We start from the raw sequence: 22,809 nt of genomic DNA on the forward strand, positions 1-22,809 counted from the left end.
ACAACGATGGGAACTATTCGCATTGAAGGACGAAGCATCCGGATTGACGGCAGAGAGGTGATTTTGCGTTCCGGAGAAATTCACTACTTCCGCATTTACCGCAAGCATTGGAAAAATATGTTAGACAAAGCCAGGACCAATCATCTGAATACAATCGCTACCTATATTCCCTGGGATTTTCACGAGCCGCAGGAAGGGATGTTTGATTTTACCGGGGAAACGTCCCCGGAACGGGACCTGATCTCCTTTATGAATTTGGCGTCGTCGATGGGGCTGTATGTCATCGCCAAACCCGGGCCTTTTATCAATGCGGAATATGTGGACGGAGGGCATCCCCGCTGGATGTACCGGGATTATCCGGAGACCGTCAGCGCCAAGCCGGACGGCAGTCCCGCCTTTTGGGTAGGGCAAGGCAATCATGTCCCCCAGCAGCTGGGGGACCGGTTCCTGGAGCGGGCGGAGCGCTGGTATGCCCAAGTCATTCCGCTGTTGGCGCAGTTTTCCATCGATAACGGCGGGCCGGTTATTCTGCATCAGCCGGATAATGAAATGAATTTGCTGTTTACCGGACTTGATCCGGACGGGTCGTTGTATGACGCCAAGGTGCTGGGCAACGGGGAGACGGCAGGCATGTTCCAGCAGCGTCTTCTGGAGAGGTTTGGCAGCCTAGAGGCGCTTAACCGGCGTTACGGAACGAATTGCGCCAGTCTGGCAGCCGTTCATCCGAAGCTGCAGGAGGCGGATGCCGAGGGGAGAAGGAGGCTTTATCTGGACTGGATGCGATTCCGTATGGAATATGTTTACCGGTATGCGGCGCTATTGGCCGGCTGGACCCGGAAGTACGGACTCCGGATTCCCAATACCTATAACGAGCCGATTAACGGTTTTTTCCGCGGCCCGGGCAATCACGCGGCGTTTGCTTCCTATATGAAGGAGCAGGGGGAGGAGGTTCTCACCACCTGCCACTCCTATCTGAAGTACGGCTACCATATGGATGCCAACGGGCTGCCCAAGACCGTTTTCCGGCTGGAGGCGCTGAAGATGCAGGCGCCGGCCCGGCCCGCGATCGCCATCGAGGTGGGAGCGGGGTGGATGACATTGGACCAGGTGCCGAACCACGTCAACTACCCGGTTCATCTCCGCACGCTGCTGGGCCACGGCATGGACGGGTACAACTACTTTATTTTCGCATCGGGGGAGAAGGGCTTCAGCCGGACTTATGTGACGGATGCCTATGATCTGTTCGCCGACCCGGTATCGGCATCCGGCGAGGAGCATACCGTTTACCGGATGACGGGGGAATTCAACCGTTTTGCTGCCCGGTGGGAGCGGGAGCTGGCGGGCACAGCCAAAGCTTATGACGTTGTTATCGGCCTGTCATCGGATTTGTACCTGCTGGCCCAATATGCAGGCGGCGAGCTTGCCGTATTCGAAGACCATTCCTCCGGGGCGTCTACGCTGTCGGTCAACCGCTCCAAGCAGGTGGCGGACAGCATCGAGGCTTTGACCAAAATGCTGGCTATGAGCAATATCCAGTTCGCGCTGATGGATCTGGACGCTCCGAACCGGGAGCATGGCTTTCAAGAGCTGCTGATTGTACCCAACGATGGCACATTGTCCGAAGAAGCCATGGCGTATATCATGCGTCACGGGGAAAAGGGAGGGCGGGTGGTCTTTTATCCGGAGGTTCCGGTACGGACGCCGGATGGGCGGGCCATCTCGCTGTTGGCAGAAGCAACGGGCTTCCGCCTCCGGCGGGAAATTCCGCGGTTCGGACTCTCCGCGGGGGATATCGGCCGCCGCTTCCTGCGGATGAGGGAGCTGGACGGCATTCCGGCGGATCAGCTGGTTACGCTGGAGCTTCCCCGGGAAGGCCGCTCCGTTATCGCCTACGAGGGGGAAACTTCGGGGTACCGGCATCCCTTCGGAAGCGGCGAGGCGCTGGTGCTGGGATTTGCCCCGCAGTTTACTGGCATGGACAATGTGGAGTCGCTGAAGCTGCTTCTCCTTCTCATGCTGCCGGGAGGGAGAGCGGTCTACGCAGAGGAGGACTGCTACCACACGGTAGTCCGGGGCAAGGACGGCTTCCGTCTGGTTACAGCCGTTAACATGACAGGCGTTGAGCGCCACGACCGCATTCGGCTCCAACTGGAGGACGGGCACTTGCAGTTCCCCAAACGGTCGCGTCTTTATATCGCGCCGCTTACGGCGCGCATGATGCCCGTCAAGGTTCGCTTGCCCTATGGCGAGCTGGTTTACTGCACCAGCGAGCTGGTGCCGCTGGATGACGGCTATGCCTTATGGGAGGCGATCGGGACGCCGGGAAGCAGCGGCGAGATCGCGTTCGACCGGCCTGTCCGTCTATTGGCTGACGGATGCTGTATCCCCGTTTCCCTGCATGAGGGATTGTATATCGGGGTATACTCCCACGGCCTGGAGCCGGTGTCCTTAAAGGTGGAGGCGGCTGGTACGGATCGGGACCGCATGATATAATCGGTTCACATTAACCGGATGGAGGGAGTCGGATGAGTTTTTTGTCTGTCTACCGTTCGAGAAAGTACCTGCAGCGGATTCTGCTGTCCATTTCGCTTCTGATCACGCTCTCGCTCTCCCTCACCGCACTGACGCTGTATCAGTACTCGGAGAAAATCGTCAGGGAGACACAATATGACGCCAACATGAAGGTGCTCTCCCAGGTCAACTCCAATATCGGACTCCTGGGCAAGATGATCGATACCCAGGCTTTTAACCTGTTTGTGGACCATGACATCATCTCGATGCTGTACGGGGCGCAGCTGGATTCCTTCGAGCAGGCCAACAAGCAGTATAAGCTGGATAAATGGGTGAACAGCAATACCTACATAGACTCGGTTATTTTATACAATGCCAGAACGGACGGCTTTTATGCCGGGGGCAGCCTGGATATCCAATATGAAACGGCGCTGATGGCCCAGATCCGCCAGTACTTGTCGGATTCGGGGGCGGTGTCCAAGGCGGAGCTGGTGCCGATGATCCTGAAGACAGCGGCCAATCCGGAGCACCGGGTGTTCAGCTATATTTTGTATGAGTCCAACACGGCTTACAAGCCCGGCAGCAGCGCGCTCGTCATCAATGTGAAGCCGGACTGGGTATTTGACAATATCCGGAGACTGAATAACATCGGTACGGAGCAAGCAGGCAAGCTGCTTGTTATCGGCAAGGATGGCAGCGCTTTTAGCGGGGATCTGAAGCCTCAAGAGCTTGATCCGGCCTTGGCTCGGGCTATTAAGGAAAACCGCGGGCAGGAAGGGGGCAGACCGGGGCTCTTTTCCCTGGACCTGGAGGGCGAGAGGCAGCTCGTGACCTACATGCCCACGGATGCGTTCCGGTGGACTATCGTCAGCCTGCAGCCGTATGACACGATTTTCGGTGCCCTCACCAGGTGGAAAACGACGACTCTCGCGCTGACGGCCGGTTTTTTTCTGCTGTCCCTGGTGCTGTCCGTCCTGGTATCTCACCGGCTGTACGGTCCTATCCGCAATCTGGTCCGGCAGATTAAGGTAAGCGGCGGGGTGCCGGGCGAAGACGCAACCGCGCCCAAGGACGATCTGGACATTCTGTCCGAAACCTATACCCGGATGCTGGAGATCAAAGAAGCTGCGGCGGACTCCAAAATGCCAGAGACCGATTTGCGGCTCATCCGCAACTACAACCTGCGCGGCCTATTGGCCGACAGCAGCTCGGTTTCCCGGGCAGAGCTGCTGGAGCAGATCAGAGAGCACGGTCTGGAGCTGGACCCGGACTCTTCCATGCTCGTGGCGATACTGTCCATCGACCATTATCGGCAGTTCGAGCAGACGGCGTCCAAAGCGGAGAAGCGGCTGTATGCCTTTGCAGTCATGAATATTGCCGGGGAAGTGATTTCCCGGCGTTACCGCTGCGAAAGCGTGGACATGCGGAGCGGTCATTTTGTGATGATCATCAGCGGCTTCCAGCCTGAAGGCTTCGGGGAGAAAATCGGGGAATCCATGCGGGAGATCATCGGAATCGTGGAGGCGTATTACCGCGTCAGCCTCTCCGTTGCGCTGGGTCCAATTTTCAAAAGCCATGAGGACATGTCCAAGAGCTACGAGTTGGCCCAGCAGGTGCTGGAATACCGGATGGTGTACGGCCCCCGCTCCATCATTTCTTACGAAATGGTGAAGGCCCGTTTGGACAACCGGGATTTCACTCTGCCTCCGGAGCTGGAGAAGAAGCTGGCGGAAGCCATCAAATCCGGCAATGCCTCCGCTTTCGGGGAAACGATCCAGAAGCTGTTCCAGTTTATGGGGCGTCTGCATCCGGACAACATCTATCATGCGGTGCTGCTGGTACTCACGGCCGTCAAGCAGGCGGTGGGCGAGATGAATGTCAACAAGCTGAAGCCCGTGTCCGTGGACTGGAACCACCTGCAGAAGCAGCTTCTGGAGAAAGAAACCCTGGACAGCATGGCGGAGGAGCTGACGGTCTTGTTCCGGGAGCTTCAGCAGCAGCAGGAGGATGGAGACGCCGGTAAAAACCGGATTCTCTTTGATACCATTAAGGAATATATCGAGGATCGCTACGAGGATCCCAATCTGAGCCTCCAGGGAATCGCCTCCATGCTGAAGATGTCCTCCGCTCATGTGGGCAAGCTGTTCAAGCAAAGCGAGGGCATGTCGGTGGCCGAATATATTACTGAAATCCGGCTGGCTCATACGGTGCGTTTGCTGGAAACGACGGACCGGAGCGTGTCCGAGGTGATGGAGCGGGTAGGCTTTATCAACCGCAGCAATTTCTATAAGCTGTTCAAAAGCAAGTTCGGCGTGACGCCTAATGAATACCGCTTGAAAAAGGTGATTTATTAGACAAATAGGCCGGCATGACATCCCGGCGAAGCTTGGCTCCTCCAAAAAGCTTCGCCGGCTTCCGTGCCGGCCTGTCCATGCCGCCGACCGGGCTGCGTATATGCCTGGCTCAGAGGACAAATATGCAGGAATCATATGCCAACCAAGACAAAACCGGATTTTTCACACTGTTCCCGTGGCTGCGGAATCAGGCATGATGGCTGTACGCGGAAAATGGAGCGCTTACATCCCCATGTCCGCGATACAGGCAAAGGGAGTGATGAAAGGATGGAAAAGGTTTGGAGACAGGCGGGTTGGTTAGGTATGGCGATTGTATTCTTATGGTCTGCGGCGGCATTCGGCATTCCGCCTGCGGCGCAGGCAGCGGGAGCCTATTACGTGGCTCTCAATGGAAACGACAGCTGGTCAGGCACGCTGGCAGCCCCGAACAGCGGCGGGACGGACGGTCCCTTCCGCACCCTCGCCAAAGCCCGCGATGCGATGCGGACGGGGACGACCAAAACCACCCTCATCCGTGCCGGCACCTACTACATGACCTCCACGCTGGTGCTGACGGCAGCGGACAGCGGTACGAAGTACCGGGCTTATGACGGGGAAACCGTCATTCTGAGCGGAGGGGAAAGGGTGACCGGCTTCGCAGCGGAGGCAAACGGCATTTATGCCGCTTCCTTGCCCACTCCCACCGACATGGAGCTGATTTTCGACGGCGCCCGCCAGCGGATCGCCGAGAAAAAAGCTTATGACGCCGCAAGCCCCTACACCTACGGTCATTCCTTTGCCGCCGCCAATACGGACATGAACAAGGTCAAATTCAAGGCGGCGGAAGTTACGGCGGCCGATTATGCGCCCCATCTGAAGGTGGAGACCTTCGCCGTCCGCCGCTGGGAAAATGATCTCCTGAACGTCACCTCCATCGATGTCGCCAATAACTTGCTGAATCTCTCCGGCAACGTCCGCTACGTTATTTCCACCAATGGCACCTATCGCCTTCTGAACAATCCCGCCTATCTGGATGAAATCGGCGAATTCGCCTACCGGGCCTCCGACGGCAAGCTGCTGTTCAAGCCCTCCGACAGCGCCAAACTGCTAAGCCAAGGGGCAGTGGTCCCCCGCAGAACGATCCTGTCTCTGGACGGAGCCGGCCAGGTGGTGGTGGAGCGGCTTACCTTCTCCGATACGCCTTACGCTCTGCCTGCCATTGAGCTGAAAAATGGCTCCAACGGCAACGGCTTTTACAATAACAGGTTTCTGAATGTGGGCAAGGGCCTTATCCTCACCGGCTCCGCAAGCAATAATGTAAACCATAACGAAATGGCCCAAATCGGCACTACCGGCGTGGAGCTGGCTTACGGGGCGGACGCCAACGCTGTCAACTGGAATTACATGCATCATATCGGCTTGGTCAAAAAAAATGGCGGCGCCGTGATGGCTTACGGCGTCAAGAACAACCGGATTGACCATAACCGGATCGAATATACAGCCCGTTACGGAATTTCCATCAAGCGCTGGGACGCAGCGACCATCCATACCGGCAATACGGTGGAATACAACAAAATCCGCTTCACCAACCGGGAAACCCAGGATACCGGCGCCATCGAAATGCTGGGCCGGGGGGGCAACGATACGGACACGATCATCCGCTACAACTATATTGAGGATACCGGCGGACGCATGAGCGACTGGACCAATCCGTATTTTCAATATCCTTACGGGGCCGACGGCATCTATCTGGACGATGAAACCAGCGGCGTGGAGGTGATCGGAAACTTTATCAAGGATCACAGCCGGGCGGCTGTGTTCGTTCATGGCGGGGACAACAACGTCATCCGCAATAATGTAGGCATCATCGGCCGGACCATCTGGAAGGGGCTGGGCCATGAGGACGGCAAGGACAAATTCGTCCGCCTGGAATGGGGAACTACCCAGCATGTTCCTTCCAATACGGTTATCGAGAAGAACATCATTTATTCCAAAACCTCCGCTTGGCCCAAATATCTGGATTTCTTCACCGGCGGAACCTATACCAGCGACTGGAATGTGCTCTATCAGGTACCCAAGATCAGCGGCAAGGATGCCAATTCCATAGTGGCGAACCCGCTGTTCGTAAGCCCCTCCTCCAACAACTACAAGCTGCAGGCTGGGTCTCCGGCCTTCGCTCAGGGCTTCGTGGAGCTGCCTTGGACCGAATGGAGCACCGTGCATTCCTTGGCCGGCATCCAGCCTTGAGGAGGAGAAGAACTTTTAACGATCCTATTTTCATACACTTGACCGGTTCCTGCACACATCCTCCTGAGGGCGCATACAGCTTCTCCTGATTGATACATGCTCCAAACCTTAATTTCATACAAAGGCTGATTTTTCGGACTTTTCCGGAGGGAGCCGGTTTGGCATGATAAGGGGGCAAGGAGCAAAGGGAAGGGGGGACAACATGGAACGCATTTTGAAACCGGCGGCGGGAAGGGCGGAGGTCCCGAAGAAAGCTTCGCGGCTGGTCCGTGAGTGGAGGCATCTGAAAAAAAACATCGAGATGATCGGACTGATCTCTCCGGGGCTTTTGTACATCATCATTTTCTCCTACCTGCCTATGTTCGGGATCGTGCTGGCGTTTAAGCAGTATCGGTTTGACAAGGGTATCTGGGGCAGCGAATGGGTGGGACTCCAAAACTTCACATTTTTTTTCGTATCCGAGGATGCCTGGCGGATTACACGCAACACGGTGGCCTACGAGCTGGGCTATATTTTTCTGACCACATTGTTTGCGCTGCTGTTCGCCATTTTGCTGAATGAAATCAGCAGGAAAAGCACAAAGATTTACCAGACGGCACTGTTTTTCCCTTATTTCCTGTCCTGGGTGGTGGTCAGCTATATCACCTATGCTTTTTTGGATCATCAGACCGGGTATCTGAACACCATTCTGGGCTGGTTTGGCGCGGAGCCGCATAAGTGGTTTCTGGAAAAAGAACCGTGGCCGATCATTCTGAATGTGGTCAGCTTGTGGAAAAAGGTAGGCTTCTCCGCGCTGGTGTACTACGCCGGGATCATGGGCCTCAACCAGGAGTATTATGAGGCTGCGCGGATGGACGGGGCCAGCCGCTTCCAGATGGCGGTCAAAATTACAGTGCCGTTGCTTGCGCCGCTCATTACGATTCTCCTGATCCTGTCGATAGGAGGCATCTTCAACGGGGATTTCGGGCTGCACTACTTTATTCCCAACAACGCCGGCATGACTTATCCGACTACGGATATTATCGACACGTATGTGTACAGGGCGCTGCGGAGCGTAGGCGACGTGGGCATGTCAGCGGCCGTGGGACTGTATCAATCCATCGTCGGGCTGATCCTGGTGGTGGCCGCCAATGCGGCAGTACGAAAGCTGGATAAGGAAAATTCACTTTGGTAGAAAGGGGAGAACCCTATGCGCAACGCCATGCAACCACATCGCATTTCGCAGGCGGTCATTCATGTTCTTTTCACTCTGGTCACCTTGTCCATGGTTCTGCCCTTTCTGCTGGTGGTATCCATTTCCTTCAGCGCGGAAGCGGAGCTTATCAGCAGCGGCTACTCGCTTTTGCCCAAGGTATTCAGCATGGAAGCATACCGCCTCGTGCTGCAAGCCCCCAAGGCTATCCTTCGGGCCTACGGGGTAACGGGTACGGTGACTGTCGCCGGAACCTGCTTAGGGCTGCTGCTGACCGCGATGACCGCTTACGTCATTTCCAGGCAGGATTTCCGGTACAACCGGATCGGCACCTTCATCATTTTTTTCACGATGCTGTTCAACGGCGGTCTGGTACCCTCCTATATTCTGATGACGCAGGTGCTTCATCTGAAGGACACCTTATGGGCGCTGATTTTGCCGGGGATGCTGACTCCGTTCAATATTATGGTTATGAAGGGCTTCCTGGGCAAAATACCCGGGGAGATTGTGGAATCCGCCAAGGTGGACGGAGCCCGGGAGCTGACGCTTTTCTTCCGGATTATTTTGCCCTTGGCGACGCCGGCTTTGGCTACCATCGGCTTGTTCATCTCCTTCGGATTCTGGAACGCCTGGTTTCCCGCCATGCTCTACATTGACAATCCTAACCTGGTGCCTCTGCAGCTGATGCTGGTCCGCATTATGGACAACATCGAGTTTATGACCCAGAACGAGCAGATGCTTGCGCAAATGGGCGCAGCGCCTCAGGATTTCCCGGCGTTGTCCGCCCGGATGGCGATGGTGATTTTGGCTGCAGGCCCCATGCTTCTTGTCTTTCCGTTCTTCCAGCGGTATTTTGTGCAAGGATTGACGGTAGGGTCGTTAAAGGGGTGACACTGCGGCAGGTCGCAAGCGAGGCATGCGCTTGAAAGGGGGATTGGCTTCGAGAGTTTTGCTGGATCCATGAAGTCATGAACAAGTAAAATACATGAAAAGGGGAGGTTGTTTTCCATGAATGTGATTAAAAAACGAATATATTTCGGTATGATCGCGGCCAGTTTGGCTTTGACGGGTTGCGGCGGCAACAACAGCGAAAGTCCAGCTGCAACAAATGAATCGGCCGCGCCGTCTGCGGCAGCTTCTTCGGCCAGCACCCTGCCTCCGGCTGATCTGGTATGGTATTATCTGGACGGGACGGCGCAGCCTGATCTGGCCTCGGTGGAAACGGAGGTTAACAATTACATCAAGCCCAAGCTCAACGCCACCGTGAAGCTGAAGCCCATCGCCGGCTCGGATTACGAACAGAAGATGAATACGATTCTGGCAGCGGGAGAAGCCTTTGACATCGTCTGGACCTCGGACTGGAGATTCAACTTCAGCTCCAATGCCCAGAAGGGGGCTTTCCTGGAGCTGGACGCCCTGCTGGATAAAAACGGGGCCAAGCTAAAGGCAAGTCTGCCTTCCTCTGCGTGGGACGATGTCAAGATCGGCGGCAAAATCTACGGCGTGCCCAACTACCAGATTGCGGCCAAATCCGCCGGCTTTGTCATCCAGAAGCGCTTTGCCGACAAATACAAGCTGGACACCGCCAAGATCAAAACGTATAAGGATATCGAACCGTTCTTTGAAGAAATCAAGAAAAATGAGCCGGGCATCATTCCTTTCGGGCTTAATAATGATTTCTACTCGCCGTCTGTGTACGGATTAAGCAGCCATGGCAATGTCATCTCCTACCAAGTAAACGGCGGCAAAGTGGAGGTGGAAGATTATTTCGCCACGGCGGCGTACAAGAAGCATGTAACTATGGCCCATGAATGGTATACGAAGGGCTACATCAACGAGGATGCCTCCACTTTGAAGAACAAGGCTGATGTGGAGAAAAAGGGCGTTTACGCCACCACCTTCGACTTCACCCAGAAGCCGGGCGGCGAAGCTGCCGCCAAGGCAGGCAACGGAGGCAACGATGTGATTTTTGTGCCGCTTATGGAACCGGAATTTACCGGCGTGACAGCTACCATCTCGGCCATTAGCCGCACCTCCAAAAATCCGGAACGGGCTATGATGCTCCTGGAGCTGGTAAACACCGATCCGGCCCTGTACAACCTGCTGTCCTTCGGCATTGAGAACAAGCATTATACCAAAACCGGCGCCAACACCATCAAGGATATTGCCGGCGGCGGCTACGCGCCCAACATGAATTGGGTGATGGGCAATGTGACCATCGGTTATCTGATGGACGGACAGGCGCCAGACACCTGGGAGCGGACCAAGAAGGCCAACGACACAGCGAAAAAGCCTTATCTGTACGGCTTCAAATTCAACAGTGAGCCGGTTAAGGCGGAGATGGCCAATCTGAAGGCTGTGGAAAATGAGTTCCGCAAGGTGATCGAAACCGGAACTGTCGATCCGGAGAAATATTTGCCCCAATTCCTGGACAAACGCCTCAAAGCCGGTTCCGAAAAGGTGCTGGCGGAATATCGGACGCAAATCGAAGCATTCTTGAAGACCAAGGCCCAATAAAAGGCGGAGATAGAACGGAAGGAAGGGCGAAAGAAGAACGGAGAAGGGTCGAAAAAAGATCGGCCTGCAAGTGAGCAAGAAATCCGTCCTTCGGCCGTATGCCATCCGCTGCAGTGACCATAGAACCTGGAATCTCCCCGGTAAACGGGAGGCTCCAGGTTTTTTGGCATGCCAGAAAAATGTAGGATTCATGGAGACAAATACTAGCTGGAAGTCCGGTGAATAAGAGGCCGGAGAGCCGATGGGGAGTTGAAGCAGCGAGTGGAAACCCCGATCGGCCGCAGGCCGCGCATTATTGACCGGACTTCCGGAACCTGGATGACGACAGGAAGTGCTCCGATTAGGTGTTTTCTTAGGAAGCGGCCTGCTAATACACAGAGATGCGCGCCCCCGAGGCCAAGCGGGCGGCGACATCCTCAGCCTGCTCCAGATTGGACCAGAACAGCTTCAGCTCATGCCTCAGATGATCCAGCTCCCGGATAGGCAAGTTCAGATCCTCATAGCGTCCGTACGTAGGTACGATCTCCCGGTATACATGATATCTCGCCGGACGGTAGCCCTTCTCCGGCCCCGTCCATTCGGCGGAAGGCTTATGCGCCGGGATGCTGAGCGTATGCTGCCGGATATGCAGCTGGGCGGCTTCTTGGGTCAGGAACTCAACCAGCTGCCGGGCAGCCTGCTTGTGCGGAGATTGGCGGCTGATGGCCAGCCCGGTAACCAGCAGCAGCGTTTTGGCGTTTTGCTGGTAGGGCAGCGGGGCCAAGTCATACTCAAACGTCGCGTCCTGCAGAAATCTCAAGCTGTAATAGGTCGTCATCAGCATCGCCGCCTTGCGCGACACGAACAGCTTCTCCGCATCGGCATCCGATTCCGAGAGGAAGGACGGGAACAAATCTTGTCCGTAGATCAGATCGCGAAAGCTTCGCAGGCTCTCCCACATCCTCGGATCGTCATACTTGTACCCGCTGTCCTGGCGTTCGAACCGGAAGCTGTTCTGCAGCAGCACGATCGGAAACCGGTTGGTCGAAGCGATGTGAGCGTAGAAGCCGATCGTATCATGCTCCTGCTTCAGCCGGACCGATAGATCGGCCAGATCCGACCAGGACCAGCTGCTGTCTGGCTCCGGTATGCTCAGCTCGCGGAACAAGCTTTTGTTATAGCAAAGCACGACGGGCGAGAAGATGAACGGCCGAGCGTAGGACATGCCTTCATGGGCGAATACGGACGACAGAAACGAATAATGCTGAGGGTCGGTTTTCACAGGCTCGAACAAATCAAGCGCTCCGCTTTGGGCAGTCTCGAGAAAGTTCCAATTGTTGAGGGAAATGACGTCCAGCCAGCCATTGTCCAAATATTCGCGGATCGATTCCGGATATTGGGTGTAAGGCAGCGGCAGCGTATCCACCTTGACGTGCGGATACAGCCGTCCGAATTGCTTGAGCAGCTCGCGAAGATCGGTTTCTCCTTCCAGGGAAGGGTAGTAGCCGAGTCTTAGGGTGAGCTGAGGAGCGGCGGTTTTGGGTCCTATGATTTTATTGCCGACGCGGTGCTCCTTGACGATCAAGCCCTCGGCAACCAGCACGTCGAGTCCCTTGCGCACGGATTTTTTGCTCAGCTTGTACTGATCCGCGAGAGCCATCTCGGAGGGCAGGTATTCCCCGGCAGGTCGCTGCGCATTCTTGATTTCGCGGCGCAGGGAGGTGATCATGTCGTCCAGCCGGGACTGGAACGTAATCCGATCTGGTCTATTACTCATGTGAAAACTCCTTGTCTGTAGACGGTCGATTAAAGGTAGTATACCATAAATTTCTTTTTTACTACACAAGGGAACTACAAAGGAACCAGAGGAACGAAAAATGGCGAATAATGAGTGAAAATGGTGGATTCAGACGAAAAAAGATAGAAATAATGCGCTTACAAAAAAACGTTGACAGTCGAAAATGAGATCGCATATGATGAATTAGGATACTACATGTAACCTACAAAATGGAAATCAGTAATGCATAAACAGGAGGTGGTAGTTGTTCGAATTTCTAGGCTCCGTATATTCTCCAAGTTAGGAAAGGAGGTTAGCGGTATTGGGCAAAGAGAGGTGCTCCCTCGTTGTTGTCGCCGCATTGCTAGGGGGGCTGCTTATTCCGTCTTCCAGCTCAGCCGCTGAAGGGTCGATCCGTCTAATCCCGGAGGCCGGCCGCATCGCTAACGGCACAGAAGTCACGATCCGCATCACCGCGGAACAGGTTCGGGATTTGTACGGCATCCAGTTCCGTCTGCAGGCCGATCCGGATATTTGGCGGTATGAAAAACACGCCATATCCGGCCGCTACACGGAGTTTGCCTCTCCGCAGCAGAGCGGGGAGACGGGAGATCGCGCATTTGCGCTGATCCGCAGAAATATCGGCGACATCTCCGAGCAAGCGTCTGCGGAGATCGCCAGCATAACCTACAGAGCCCGCATACCGGGCGTTTCGGAGATTCGTCTTCACGACGTGCTGGCGGTAAGCTCCGAAACTTATATAAACGAACACGGCAAAAAGGATTTATCCGTTCTTCCTCTCAGCGTCTCTCAGTCCGTCAAGATAGAGGTTAGCGCAGCGGGCGACGTCGAACCGCCCTCTCCTGCGCCGGGCTCCGCCGCCCCGTCCCCAATCGGGCCTTCCCGATTCGACTCCGAGCTGCAGCGGTTGACCGGGCTGCTAAGCGACCGGGAGCAAGCGCTGGCGCTGGCCAGGCAATTGATCCGCCGTACCGAGCTTGCGGCCGCTGCGGGCGAAGAGAACGGCCGCCGAATCGGCACATTGGACTCCGGCGAACTGGCCGATCGCCTGCGGCAGCTGCAGCAGCTGCAGAGGCTGCTGCGTCAGAACGGCTTGACGGTGCCGCTGTCGGTGACGGTTCCGATGGAGCAAGGCTCCTTCGCGGAGGTAAGGCTGACAGCAGCCGACTGGCAGCTGCTCTCCGACGCGGGCGTCGATCTGCTGCTGGCTGCCGGTCAGATGGACTTGCGCGTGCCTGCCGGCTCCTTCCGCGCCCGGGAGGGCGAGGAGATCGCATGGACGGCAGAGCCGATATCCGCAGCAGCAGCGGCCGGTTCCGGCGATGCAAGCGCGGACTATATGCCGCTGACGGCTTATCGGCTGGAAGCGGAGGCCATTGGCGCCGACGGCAACCGCAAGAAGATTGCGGGCTTTGACAAGCCTGTCGGCCTTGAGCTTCGCTATAAGCCGGGCGCTGGAAGGGAAGAGCTGCTTGGCCTGTATACGCGGGAGGATCGCGCAGACAACTGGACCTACATACCGGCGGGCAAGCAGGATACCGGCAGCGGCAGCTTCACGGCCGAGCTGGAGCATTTCAGCGAATATGCCGTCATCGAGTATGCGAAGCGCTACTCGGACACGGCGGATGTATATGCCGAAGCGCGGAAGGCTATTGAGGTTCTGACGGCGAGGCATGTGATCGAAGGCGTGGACGCCGAGCGGTTCGCTCCCCGCCAAGCTGTGACGAGAGCGGAATTCACCGCGCTGCTGGTCCGTTCGCTGCAGCTGCCGCTTCCCGAAATGGCGGCTGCGGGCTTCGCCGATGCAGAGCCGGATAAGTGGTACACCCGTTATATCCGCTCCGCCTTTGAAGCCGGATTGATCGAAGGAGACGCCGAAGGACGCATGAATCCCGAGGCCCCGATCACAAGGGAACAACTGGCCGTCATGGCCGCTCGCGCCAGGAGCCTGATGCCAGAGCAGTCCCGCTCGCCGGAAGCGGCTTACACGCCATACGCCGACGACGCGCAGATCAGCGGCTGGGCTCGGTCTGCCGTATATGAAGCGCAGGCGAGCGGTCTTCTCGTCGGGATGGAGCAAAGCCGATTCGCGCCGCTTGCGGAGACGACAAGAGCCGATGCCGCTGTCTTTCTGCTCAGACTCGCCAAATGACACATATGGATACGTATGACATGAGGAGGGAAATCCATGTTCAACCCCCGTTTGCGTAAGAGTATGGCAGCCCTGTTATCCGCCGCGATGCTGACGTCGCTGCTGCTCGTTCCGGCAGGCGCGTCAGCGGCTGTCGAGGAACTTCCGGTAACGAACCCCGGCTTCGAGGAGCCGGTCCAGGGCAAATCGATCCCGGGCTGGACCAGCATGTTTGCCGTTACCGACGCAGTCTATTACGAACACTCGCTCGTCCGGAGCAGCAGCGGCGCAGGCAGCCTTAAACTCGTAGATACGCTGACCAACCAATCCGTTGCGCTGATGAGCGACAAGCTGCCTGTCACGCCGGGCATCTCCTACACGGCCGAAGCGAAGCTTTTCATCGAGAGCGGAGGCACGGCCAGTCTGAATCTGCGGTACTTCAACGCCAGCGATAAGTCGGTCGGGGAGCTTCCTTACCATGCCGATCCCAATAAAGGGTTCACACGCGGGCAATGGAATCCGGTCGTCACCACGATGAAAGCGCCGGCCGATGCCGCATATGCCCGGATTATTGCCTATACGACTGCCTACAGCACGTCTACGGCTTATTATGACGACATTGCCTTCCGCTATGAGAAGCCCGAAGTCCACGCCGGATCGCTGGAGCTGACTGCGCCTTCCTCCGCCGTCAAGGGACAGGAAATCACCGCGACGGTCCGGGTGTCGGACGTAAAGGACTTATCGACGGTAGCCGCCAGCGTCTATTACGATAAGACCAGGCTGCAGGTCATGCAGGTGACGGCGGCAGGCGCTTTCGCCGGAGCGGATGCGACCTTCTCCGCCGTGCAGGAGGAAGGGGGCGTGAAGCTGAACGCCCGTCAGAATGGCGCAGCCTTGAATGACGCGACGGATATCGCCGTCATTACCTTCAAGGTGCTCGGCGAAAGCGGCGGCGCTTGGGCGATGCTCGGCAAGGGAGCGGCGCTGAACGGCAGCGAAGCGCTCAAATCGGATCAGGTTGTGCTGATCCGGATCGGGAACGGGAACGAAATTCCAGGCGTAAACCTGTCCGAGATCAAGTTCGGCGAACCTGAATACAAGCTCGCGCCTATCGCTGACGCCGTTGGCGTTATGGATGGCGAAGCGGGGATCGAGGACGGCAAAAATGTCATGTATACGACCGTCAAGGGCATACCGCCGATGCTTCACGTCGTCGATCTGGACGATTACCAGCTCGTGCGGAGCCTTCCGCTTGAGGGCGGAGGCGAAGCCTGGAACCATGCTATCGCTCCGGACGGCACCGTCTATCTGACCTCGGCCGGACAATTGTGGGCGTATTCGCCCGTCACCAAGCAGGCGGAGAAAGTATTTACGTTTGGCGGCGAAAGCACGTTCTGGTGTCTCGCCATCGATGAGCAGGGGATGGTCTACGTCGGCACCGGCCCCGGGGGCAAAGTGCTGAGGTATGATCCCGTCACCAAGCAAAGCCGGGATTACGGCCGTCTGATCACGGACGTCAATCAAGTGTACGTGCGTTCCATCGATTACAGCAACGGATACATTTACGCAGGTACTTCTCACAGCAAAGTGTATAAGCTGAATGTGGTGACCGGCGAGAAGGAGGAAATCGCCGCGTCCCTTCAGGAGAAGGGCTATGTGTACGATCTGAACATAGTGGACGACAAGTTCGTGATCGTGCGGTTCGACACGCCGCAGAAGCGTTATATCTACGATATCGAGCAGGGCAAGTGGCTGGATCTGGTGATCGAGAACAGCTCTTCGGGACTTCAATTGCCCAAACAATCGTTAAACGGCAAAATTTATTTCCCGGCCGACAAAAAAATTAAAACCTTCGACGTTCAGACGCACGCGATCGAGGATTCCGGAATGGTCTATGAGACGGCTTTCCGCGGAGCCAACTGGGTGCAGGTCGATGATCCGGATCTTCCAGGCACAAGTCTTGTAACGATGAACTTTGCCGGCATTATCGTATTTTTCAATCCGCAGACGAATATCGTGAAGAGATACAACAACCTGCTGCCGCCGAACGCGACGATTACGAATAAATTCGAAAGCGGACCTGACGGCAAAATCTATGTCACCGGGATGCAGGCGTCGAAGGCGTCGGCCTACGATATCGCAACGAACACGGCGACGACATTCCCGATGGGGCAGGCCGGCGCGGTAGTTCCGTACGGCAACAAGCTTTATTTCGGGGTATATCCCGGCGGAGATATTTTCGAGTACAATCTGTCGGAGCCAGTTGGAGCAAACAATCCGAAGCGGCTGTTTTACCTGCATCACGATCAGGATCGCATCGGGGCAAAAGCGGTTGGCGACGGCAAGATTTACTTCGGTTCCGTAGCTACGTACGGGGCGCTCGGCGGAGCCGTCACCGTATTCGATCCTGCAAATCCGGATGTCGAGTCATCCTATCAGGTGTACCGGAATATCGTTCAGGATCAAAGTGTCATCTCGCTCGCTTACCGGGACGGCAAGCTGTACGGCTCCACTAGCATCAACGGCGGAGTCGCCGCCGATCCGAAGGCGGATGAAGCGAAGCTGTTCGTCTGGGATACCGCGGAAGCCCGGAAGCTGACAGAAGTATCCCTGGATATTCCGGGCTTATCGAAGCCGCCGGCGATCGGTGGACTGGTTTTTGGTCCGGACGGTCTGCTATGGGGCGGAGCGAACGGGTATGTATTCGCTATGGACCCGGAAAGCCTGCGAGTGGTCAAATACCAGGAGTTCAATCCGCAGGATAACGGAACCGGCTTCAGATGGGGAAGCTTCCAGTTGAAGTTTACGAAGGAAGGGCTGCTGCTCGCCAATCTGGGCAAAAAGCTGTATGCAGTCGATCCGCAGACGCTGGAATCCAAGCTGCTCGTCGAGACGGAATCGTTCACAGTCGGGGAAGACGGCCATATTTACTACGCGCCTTCCGCCAACCGGACATTGATGTACCGGATCACGATCAATGCGGATGCGCAAACCGCGGCTCCGGCCCGGCTGGATGTATCCGTCCCCGCCGAGGCAGGGAAGGGCGAGGAATTTACTGTCGCGCTGAAGGCGGCAGAAGCGAAGGATCTGTACAGCATCCAAGCCGCGCTCAGCTATGATGCAGCCAGGCTGGAGCTGCTCGGAGTGGAGGCGGCCGGACCGTTCGCCGGCAGCAGCGGTTATCTGGGCTACAAGAAGGGCGCGGGCAGCGTCCGGATTACGGCGACCCAGCTGGGCGCAAACAAGGTTCAGGGCGATCACGATTGGGCGCTCCTCCGCTTCAAAGCGCTGGATAACCTGGGTACGGCAGAGATTCGGTTAAGCGGGGAATCGGTGACCGCATTCGCCGATGCCGATGAGACAGGCAAATTGTATCCGCTGGGCGATGACCTGGTCCGTACAGTGACGATTAAGCGAAGTGTGGCGGAGGATGTCAACGATGACGGCCGGGTCGATCTGATCGATGTCGTCACGGTGGCGAAGCTGGTCGGAGCGGCGGTGAACGACACTAACCGCGCGATGGATATTAACGGAGACGGCCTGCTGGATGTGAAGGATGTAGGTTTGGTCGTCATGAAGATGTACGAGGATAAATAGCCTTAAGCAGACGCGCCCTCTTCCGGTTCCGGGAGAGGGCTTTAGCGTTTGGGCAGCGGTTTTTAGGGAGCAGACTCATTGCTACTCTTTTCGGGGCGATTTTCGATCCTGGCAGTCCCAAGCGTGAAGTGATGCCATAAAATCTCTTCCACAATGTCGCCCTTCGCTTCATCGCATTCCACGATGAAGATGACCTGAGGAATTTCCCCTCGTAATAGACGACGCTGCTTTTTAATGACCTTGTAATAGAACAGGTCGATCATGAAGCCCGTAAGAAAGCCGGTTGCCGTTCCGATTAGCCCCCAATAGATCGGACCCCAGGCAAGCTTGAATCCGACGCTTGCGCCGATGACGGCCAAGGCGGTCCCCAGAGCCGCTCCCGTGCTGATAAGCGAGATCCCATCCGCATTGTGAATCGAATCGAACAGTCTTCGGTCGGTTTTACGGTTCGTTAAGGGGACGGCGAACATGGCGTTTTTACTGATCCCGCTCTTCTCCAGCGAGCTGATCGCCAATTCTAAGTGGATCGAATGCTCAAAGGTCGAAAATATTTGTATCACGTTTCGTCCCACCGCGTTTCCTTCTTAATTCGAAATTCGGGGCTTTGAAAATGCTTCATAAGGAAGTTTCTCTGTTCCGAATCGTAGAGTTTGTTATTCTCGACCGTGTTCGTGTAAGAATCGTAAGCGGCAAACCCCCACATGGAAGGCATATACAAGAGCCACTGCTTGTCCAACACCGATGTAGCTTTTACCATATCTCCGAGAAACAAATGGTGGACAGCGACAAGCGTCTTGGAGAAATATAAAAAAATGATCGTCCAGACTACGCAGAAAAAAGCTGTTAATAGCCGGTGAATATGCAATTGGCCAAGTCCCGGCATAAAGAGCGACCATATGACGGACATAACCGGGTTCCGCTTGTCCAAATAATTGATTTCGAGTGTGCCGATGGCGAATGAACTAAAGGGGGCGTTTTCCCTTACAGTGAGCAAATAGACTTTGTTCATATCCATACTGGTGCGATAGCTGTCCCATATCCCGAATAAGTATACAGGGATATACATCAACGTCCACCTGACATCAAGGGTTTCTTTGGCCAGTTGAATGTCTCCGCAGAAGCTGTGAACCATGGCAAGGTTAATTTTCGCATTGTAGTTAACGACAACTTCCCAGATAAACAGCACGAGACCGCGCAAATATTTGCTGAGCAGGAGATGTCCGAAGCCCGGAAAGGCCGCTGACCACCAGGCGATGATATAAGGATTCCGTATATGAAACTGCGTCGTTCCGCCAAGGCTCACATGGGCCCCATAACGCCGGAACTTATTATCGATGTTTCGGTAATTATTCATAGGCCCTCCGGATAAACGCTGCGACACTGCATAGTATTTCTGATTATACAGGGGATATTCCAATTGCATGCAACAACAACGGGCTGATCATGTAGCCGGATGCCTTCTGAATTTCATTTGCTTATCTTTCCGCGTTAGTCGAAGCGTTTTGTTTCCTAATTATGATTTCGAATAGCCGCTTCATCATCACCGCTTTGAGTATGTATATCGGAAATGAGTAAATGTGCGCCCAATTGAGCATTTTGTAAATTCCAAGCCAGACACTGATCGGCTCACAAATAAAGGCCAGGACGGCGGCTAGCAAGGTGTTCGCTATTATAAACGATTTCCATTCTCTAAAGTATTGGAAAACCAACATATGTAAAATAGGCAGTATCCCCAAATCGAGTATGAAGGCTTCCGGTAAAATTCGCATGAATTTATGAGGATACAACCATAAATTCAGCTCATACCCTACATGGTCTAAAATATAGATCAAATAACTCATGGAAACACCAAAGGAGGCCACCTCTTTAAGCCTATGTTTATCAACGAGCCTCCACCATACAACCCAAGAAATAACAAACACCGTCAGAAGCAGCCACCACTGATAAGAAAATAAATCATAGTGAAGCCAGTATTCTTGTCTTAAATCCGTCAGATTTTTATGAACCCGCTCTATCTCCTCAATTAATACATCCTTCTCCGGCATGCGACCCACCCTTATTTACATCAATGGGGTTATTCTCCCCATCCTCGCAAGCAAAATACCCAATTTCCAACCCTGGATATTTATGTAATCCGGTAAGTTTGCTTCAGAAGCAATGTAGAAGTAGAAACACAAAAAAAAGCCGCCGGAGAACCTCCAACAGCTTATGCTCGATCAGGAATAGTCCGGCAGCCCGGCATCCATACTATGTGATATTGTAGAAGGTGAGTCTAAAAGATAGATGGAGGTGGCTGATAGAATGCGCGTTTTTATTGCATTGCCATTGCCCGGCGAAATATCCGCTGAGCTGGAGCGCTGGACCCGGCTGCACAAGTCCAAGCTGCCGTTCCGCAAATGGGTGCACCCCCGGGATTATCACATCACGCTGCAGTTTCTGGGCGAAGCTGCGCCGGAGCGGGTCGAAGCCGTGCAAGCCAGCTTGCGCAGCATCCGCAGCGAGCCTATCTCCCTGGCGCTGAACGGAGCGGGCACATTCGGCTCTCCGAAAGCTCCCCGGGTGCTGTGGTCGGCTGTATCCGGACAGACGGATAAGCTGCGGACGCTGCAAGCCGAGGTTGTGCGCGCTATGCGGCCTCACGGCTTTGTTCCGGAGGAGCGTCCGTACTCGCCGCATATTACCCTTGCCCGCACCTTCGCCGGAGAGGGAGGTTCTCCGGGGCTGGACGTTTTGTCAAAGGATTTGCCGGCAACCGGCTGGACAGCGGACCGGTGCGTGCTGATGCAGACGCATATGGGCGCCTCGCCGATGTATAAAGCGATCGGGGAGTACCCGTTTGCTCTTCCGTCTGTCTGATCCATCCGTGAAGCTTCTCCGCCGAGGAGCCAAGCCGACTGCCGAGCTTGGGTCGCGCGTGTTCAGCATGCTCGCCGGCCGGTCCGGGGAACGCACAGGCGAGGCTGCGGCATACAGCCTCATGCCTGGGCGCCCCCGGCAAATCTTCCTCAATCCCCGAGCTCGTTCAGGCTGAGATGCTCCAGCCGGCGATCGCCCATATCCCACTTCGGAAAATACAGCTCCTCGCCCGCCCAATACAGCGCGGTTGCCCGCGCTTCAAACAATGGTTCCCGCCCGGAGCCGTCGATCCGAATCCGCTCTACGCTTGCTGAGCCATGGACGCCGAAGCCTCCGCTCACATAATACAGCCAGCCGTCCCGGTAATTGAAGGAGGATAGCGGGGATCTGGAGGATGTATGCAAATCAATGGAAACCGAGCCGTCCAGACTCAGCTTGCCCAGCCTGTTTTCCCCGTTCGTATAGTAAATCCAGTCGTCGACGATGATGAAGGAGCGGACGCCGTCCCGTACCTTCGCCGGAGCCGACCCGTCCAGACCGGCGGCATACAGCCTTTGCCGGCCGTCCTCTTCCCGCACATAATAGATGCGGTCATCCTGCAGGAACATGCTCCTCACATCCGCCGCATCCGTCAGTCTCTGCCCGCCTGTGCCGTCGGTTTTCATCCGGTACAGACCATCCGCGATATAATAAAGCCAGCCGTCCTGAACCCATAACGCTTTGGCTTCCGGGCTGGCGATAACGTTTCTGCCGGTCCCGTCCGTCCGCATCTTGTAGATCGCGGCCTTCCGGTCGGCGGCGGGAGCGATGTAGTACAACCAGTCTCCGGCCACATTGATCCAGGTCGCCCCATCCTCCGACAGCCGTTTTTCCTCCGAACCGTCCGCTCTGGCCTTCACCAGCGTTTGGGGACCGCCTGAGCTGAGCAGCGGAGTTTTGTACACCCAGCCGCCTCGCTCGGCCACCTGTCCGCCTCCGGCCAGATTGAGCCGGTCCTGCCGGCTTGCTGCATTCGGCGCTTGCTCGGCAGAAGGGCAGGCCCGGATATCCAGGCCGCGAACGGCGTCCCAAGAGGTGGTCCAGCCGAAGGCGTCATGCGTAAATTTCCAGGTCATCGGAAAATAAACGATATTGCGATACAGCAGGGGCGGGTACATTTCTTCCTGGGCGATGATCTGCTGCCCGTTCACCTGAACCGGGAATGGAACGGGAATCGCATACAGCGGATATGCGACGCCGCCAGCCGCCTGTGCCAGATTTTGCTTGAGCGGCCCGCAGGCAGCTCCCGAGCGGAGAGAAAAACCGTCACGCTCATTCCATGCGATGGACAATCCGAGCGCTGTGGCATAATTCCAAGTCATCGGAAAATACGTAATATCCCGGTATAGCAGCAGCGGATATTCGCTGTTCAGCTGATCTGTCGCTACGGTACTCACAGTTACAGGGAAAGGAGGCAGGGCGACGGCCAGCTCCGTCGATTGCGCTGCAGTTGCCGGTCCTGCCGGACAGGTCAAAGCAAGGGCGGCAGCGCATGATAAGGCGAGAGCGGCTGTTCGAGCCAGAGCGGGTATGGTAGCGTTTAGTTGAAGCATGAATTCAGCTCCTTCGCAGCCGGATAGGTTTTGTCTAAATGAATTCGACGACGGGC

General features: G+C 55.8%; 14 protein-coding genes. 9 read left to right on the top strand and 5 right to left on the bottom strand.

The features are described 5' to 3' along the window. The first annotated feature begins 6 nt into the window (after nt 1-6). From BLR08_RS10335 to BLR08_RS10360, 6 genes are all read left to right on the top strand, one after another. Nucleotides 7-2,493 (top strand): beta-galactosidase, encoded by a 2,487-nt coding sequence (locus BLR08_RS10335; protein ID WP_072329114.1) that lies wholly within the window; start codon nt 7-9, stop codon nt 2,491-2,493. 32 nt (nt 2,494-2,525) lie between these two features. Further along, nucleotides 2,526-4,865 (top strand): helix-turn-helix domain-containing protein, encoded by a 2,340-nt coding sequence (locus BLR08_RS10340; RefSeq protein WP_072329115.1) that lies wholly within the window; start codon nt 2,526-2,528, stop codon nt 4,863-4,865. A 267-nt stretch (nt 4,866-5,132) separates the two neighbouring features. After that, nucleotides 5,133-7,091, top strand: a complete 1,959-nt coding sequence (locus BLR08_RS10345; protein ID WP_176835473.1) for a right-handed parallel beta-helix repeat-containing protein — start codon at nt 5,133-5,135, stop codon at nt 7,089-7,091. A 202-nt stretch (nt 7,092-7,293) separates the two neighbouring features. Further along, on the top strand, nt 7,294-8,265 hold the full coding sequence (locus BLR08_RS10350; RefSeq protein ID WP_072329117.1) for an ABC transporter permease subunit: 972 nt from the start codon (nt 7,294-7,296) through the stop codon (nt 8,263-8,265). A gap of 15 nt (nt 8,266-8,280) precedes the next feature. Beyond that, nucleotides 8,281-9,174, top strand: a complete 894-nt coding sequence (locus tag BLR08_RS10355; protein WP_072329118.1) for a carbohydrate ABC transporter permease — start codon at nt 8,281-8,283, stop codon at nt 9,172-9,174. A 117-nt stretch (nt 9,175-9,291) separates the two neighbouring features. Further along, a complete protein-coding gene (locus tag BLR08_RS10360) occupies nt 9,292-10,800 on the top strand; it encodes an ABC transporter substrate-binding protein (RefSeq protein WP_083536842.1) in 1,509 nt (502 codons plus the stop codon). A gap of 367 nt (nt 10,801-11,167) precedes the next feature. On the opposite strand, the gene BLR08_RS10365 is transcribed toward BLR08_RS10360, so the two are convergent. Further along, a complete protein-coding gene (locus tag BLR08_RS10365; RefSeq protein ID WP_072329119.1) occupies nt 11,168-12,556 on the bottom strand; it encodes an extracellular solute-binding protein in 1,389 nt (462 codons plus the stop codon). A 322-nt stretch (nt 12,557-12,878) separates the two neighbouring features. Between BLR08_RS10365 and BLR08_RS10370 the strand changes: the two genes are divergently transcribed. After that, a complete protein-coding gene (locus BLR08_RS10370; RefSeq protein WP_072329120.1) occupies nt 12,879-14,729 on the top strand; it encodes an S-layer homology domain-containing protein in 1,851 nt (616 codons plus the stop codon). Nucleotides 14,730-14,765: 36 nt separating this feature from the next. After that, nucleotides 14,766-18,305 carry a cohesin domain-containing protein gene (locus tag BLR08_RS10375; RefSeq protein WP_083536844.1) on the top strand — a complete coding sequence of 1,180 codons (3,540 nt, stop codon included), beginning with the start codon at nt 14,766-14,768 and terminating at the stop codon, nt 18,303-18,305. A gap of 62 nt (nt 18,306-18,367) precedes the next feature. Here the strand turns inward: BLR08_RS10375 and BLR08_RS10380 are convergent, their stop codons facing one another. From BLR08_RS10380 to BLR08_RS10390, 3 genes are all read right to left on the bottom strand, one after another. Further along, entirely contained in the window at nt 18,368-18,865 is a 498-nt protein-coding gene (locus tag BLR08_RS10380) for a hypothetical protein (RefSeq protein WP_083536884.1), read from the bottom strand. Further along, entirely contained in the window at nt 18,862-19,659 is a 798-nt protein-coding gene (locus BLR08_RS10385; protein ID WP_072329239.1) for a hypothetical protein, read from the bottom strand. The genes BLR08_RS10380 and BLR08_RS10385 overlap by 4 nt, the downstream gene beginning before the upstream one ends. Nucleotides 19,660-19,780: 121 nt before the next feature. Continuing rightward, nucleotides 19,781-20,350, bottom strand: a complete 570-nt coding sequence (locus BLR08_RS10390; protein ID WP_072329122.1) for a CBO0543 family protein — start codon at nt 20,348-20,350, stop codon at nt 19,781-19,783. A 256-nt stretch (nt 20,351-20,606) separates the two neighbouring features. Between BLR08_RS10390 and thpR the strand changes: the two genes are divergently transcribed. Continuing rightward, a complete protein-coding gene (thpR, locus tag BLR08_RS10395; protein ID WP_176835474.1) occupies nt 20,607-21,161 on the top strand; it encodes an RNA 2',3'-cyclic phosphodiesterase in 555 nt (184 codons plus the stop codon). A gap of 149 nt (nt 21,162-21,310) precedes the next feature. On the opposite strand, the gene BLR08_RS10400 is transcribed toward thpR, so the two are convergent. Beyond that, nucleotides 21,311-22,753 carry a DUF5050 domain-containing protein gene (locus tag BLR08_RS10400; protein WP_072329124.1) on the bottom strand — a complete coding sequence of 481 codons (1,443 nt, stop codon included), beginning with the start codon at nt 22,751-22,753 and terminating at the stop codon, nt 21,311-21,313. Between the last annotated feature and the right edge of the window lie 56 nt (nt 22,754-22,809).

Source organism: Paenibacillus sp. cl123 (genome assembly GCF_900101595.1).
Lineage (GTDB): Bacteria > Bacillota > Bacilli > Paenibacillales > NBRC-103111 > Paenibacillus_G.

Excerpts from the sequence above, each read along its gene's own strand:
- BLR08_RS10375 (WP_083536844.1), top strand. The coding sequence starts at position 14,766 with ATGTTCAACCCCCGTTTGCGTAAGAGTATGGCAGCCCTGTTATCCGCC.
- BLR08_RS10400 (WP_072329124.1), bottom strand. The coding sequence starts at position 22,753 with ATGCTTCAACTAAACGCTACCATACCCGCTCTGGCTCGAACAGCCGCT.
- BLR08_RS10365 (WP_072329119.1), bottom strand. The coding sequence starts at position 12,556 with ATGAGTAATAGACCAGATCGGATTACGTTCCAGTCCCGGCTGGACGAC.
- BLR08_RS10355 (WP_072329118.1), top strand. The coding sequence starts at position 8,281 with ATGCGCAACGCCATGCAACCACATCGCATTTCGCAGGCGGTCATTCAT.
- BLR08_RS10335 (WP_072329114.1), top strand. The coding sequence starts at position 7 with ATGGGAACTATTCGCATTGAAGGACGAAGCATCCGGATTGACGGCAGA.
- BLR08_RS10340 (WP_072329115.1), top strand. The coding sequence starts at position 2,526 with ATGAGTTTTTTGTCTGTCTACCGTTCGAGAAAGTACCTGCAGCGGATT.
- BLR08_RS10390 (WP_072329122.1), bottom strand. The coding sequence starts at position 20,350 with ATGCCGGAGAAGGATGTATTAATTGAGGAGATAGAGCGGGTTCATAAA.
- BLR08_RS10360 (WP_083536842.1), top strand. The coding sequence starts at position 9,292 with ATGAATGTGATTAAAAAACGAATATATTTCGGTATGATCGCGGCCAGT.
- BLR08_RS10385 (WP_072329239.1), bottom strand. The coding sequence starts at position 19,659 with ATGAATAATTACCGAAACATCGATAATAAGTTCCGGCGTTATGGGGCC.
- thpR (WP_176835474.1), top strand. The coding sequence starts at position 20,607 with ATGCGCGTTTTTATTGCATTGCCATTGCCCGGCGAAATATCCGCTGAG.
- BLR08_RS10350 (WP_072329117.1), top strand. The coding sequence starts at position 7,294 with ATGGAACGCATTTTGAAACCGGCGGCGGGAAGGGCGGAGGTCCCGAAG.
- BLR08_RS10345 (WP_176835473.1), top strand. The coding sequence starts at position 5,133 with ATGGAAAAGGTTTGGAGACAGGCGGGTTGGTTAGGTATGGCGATTGTA.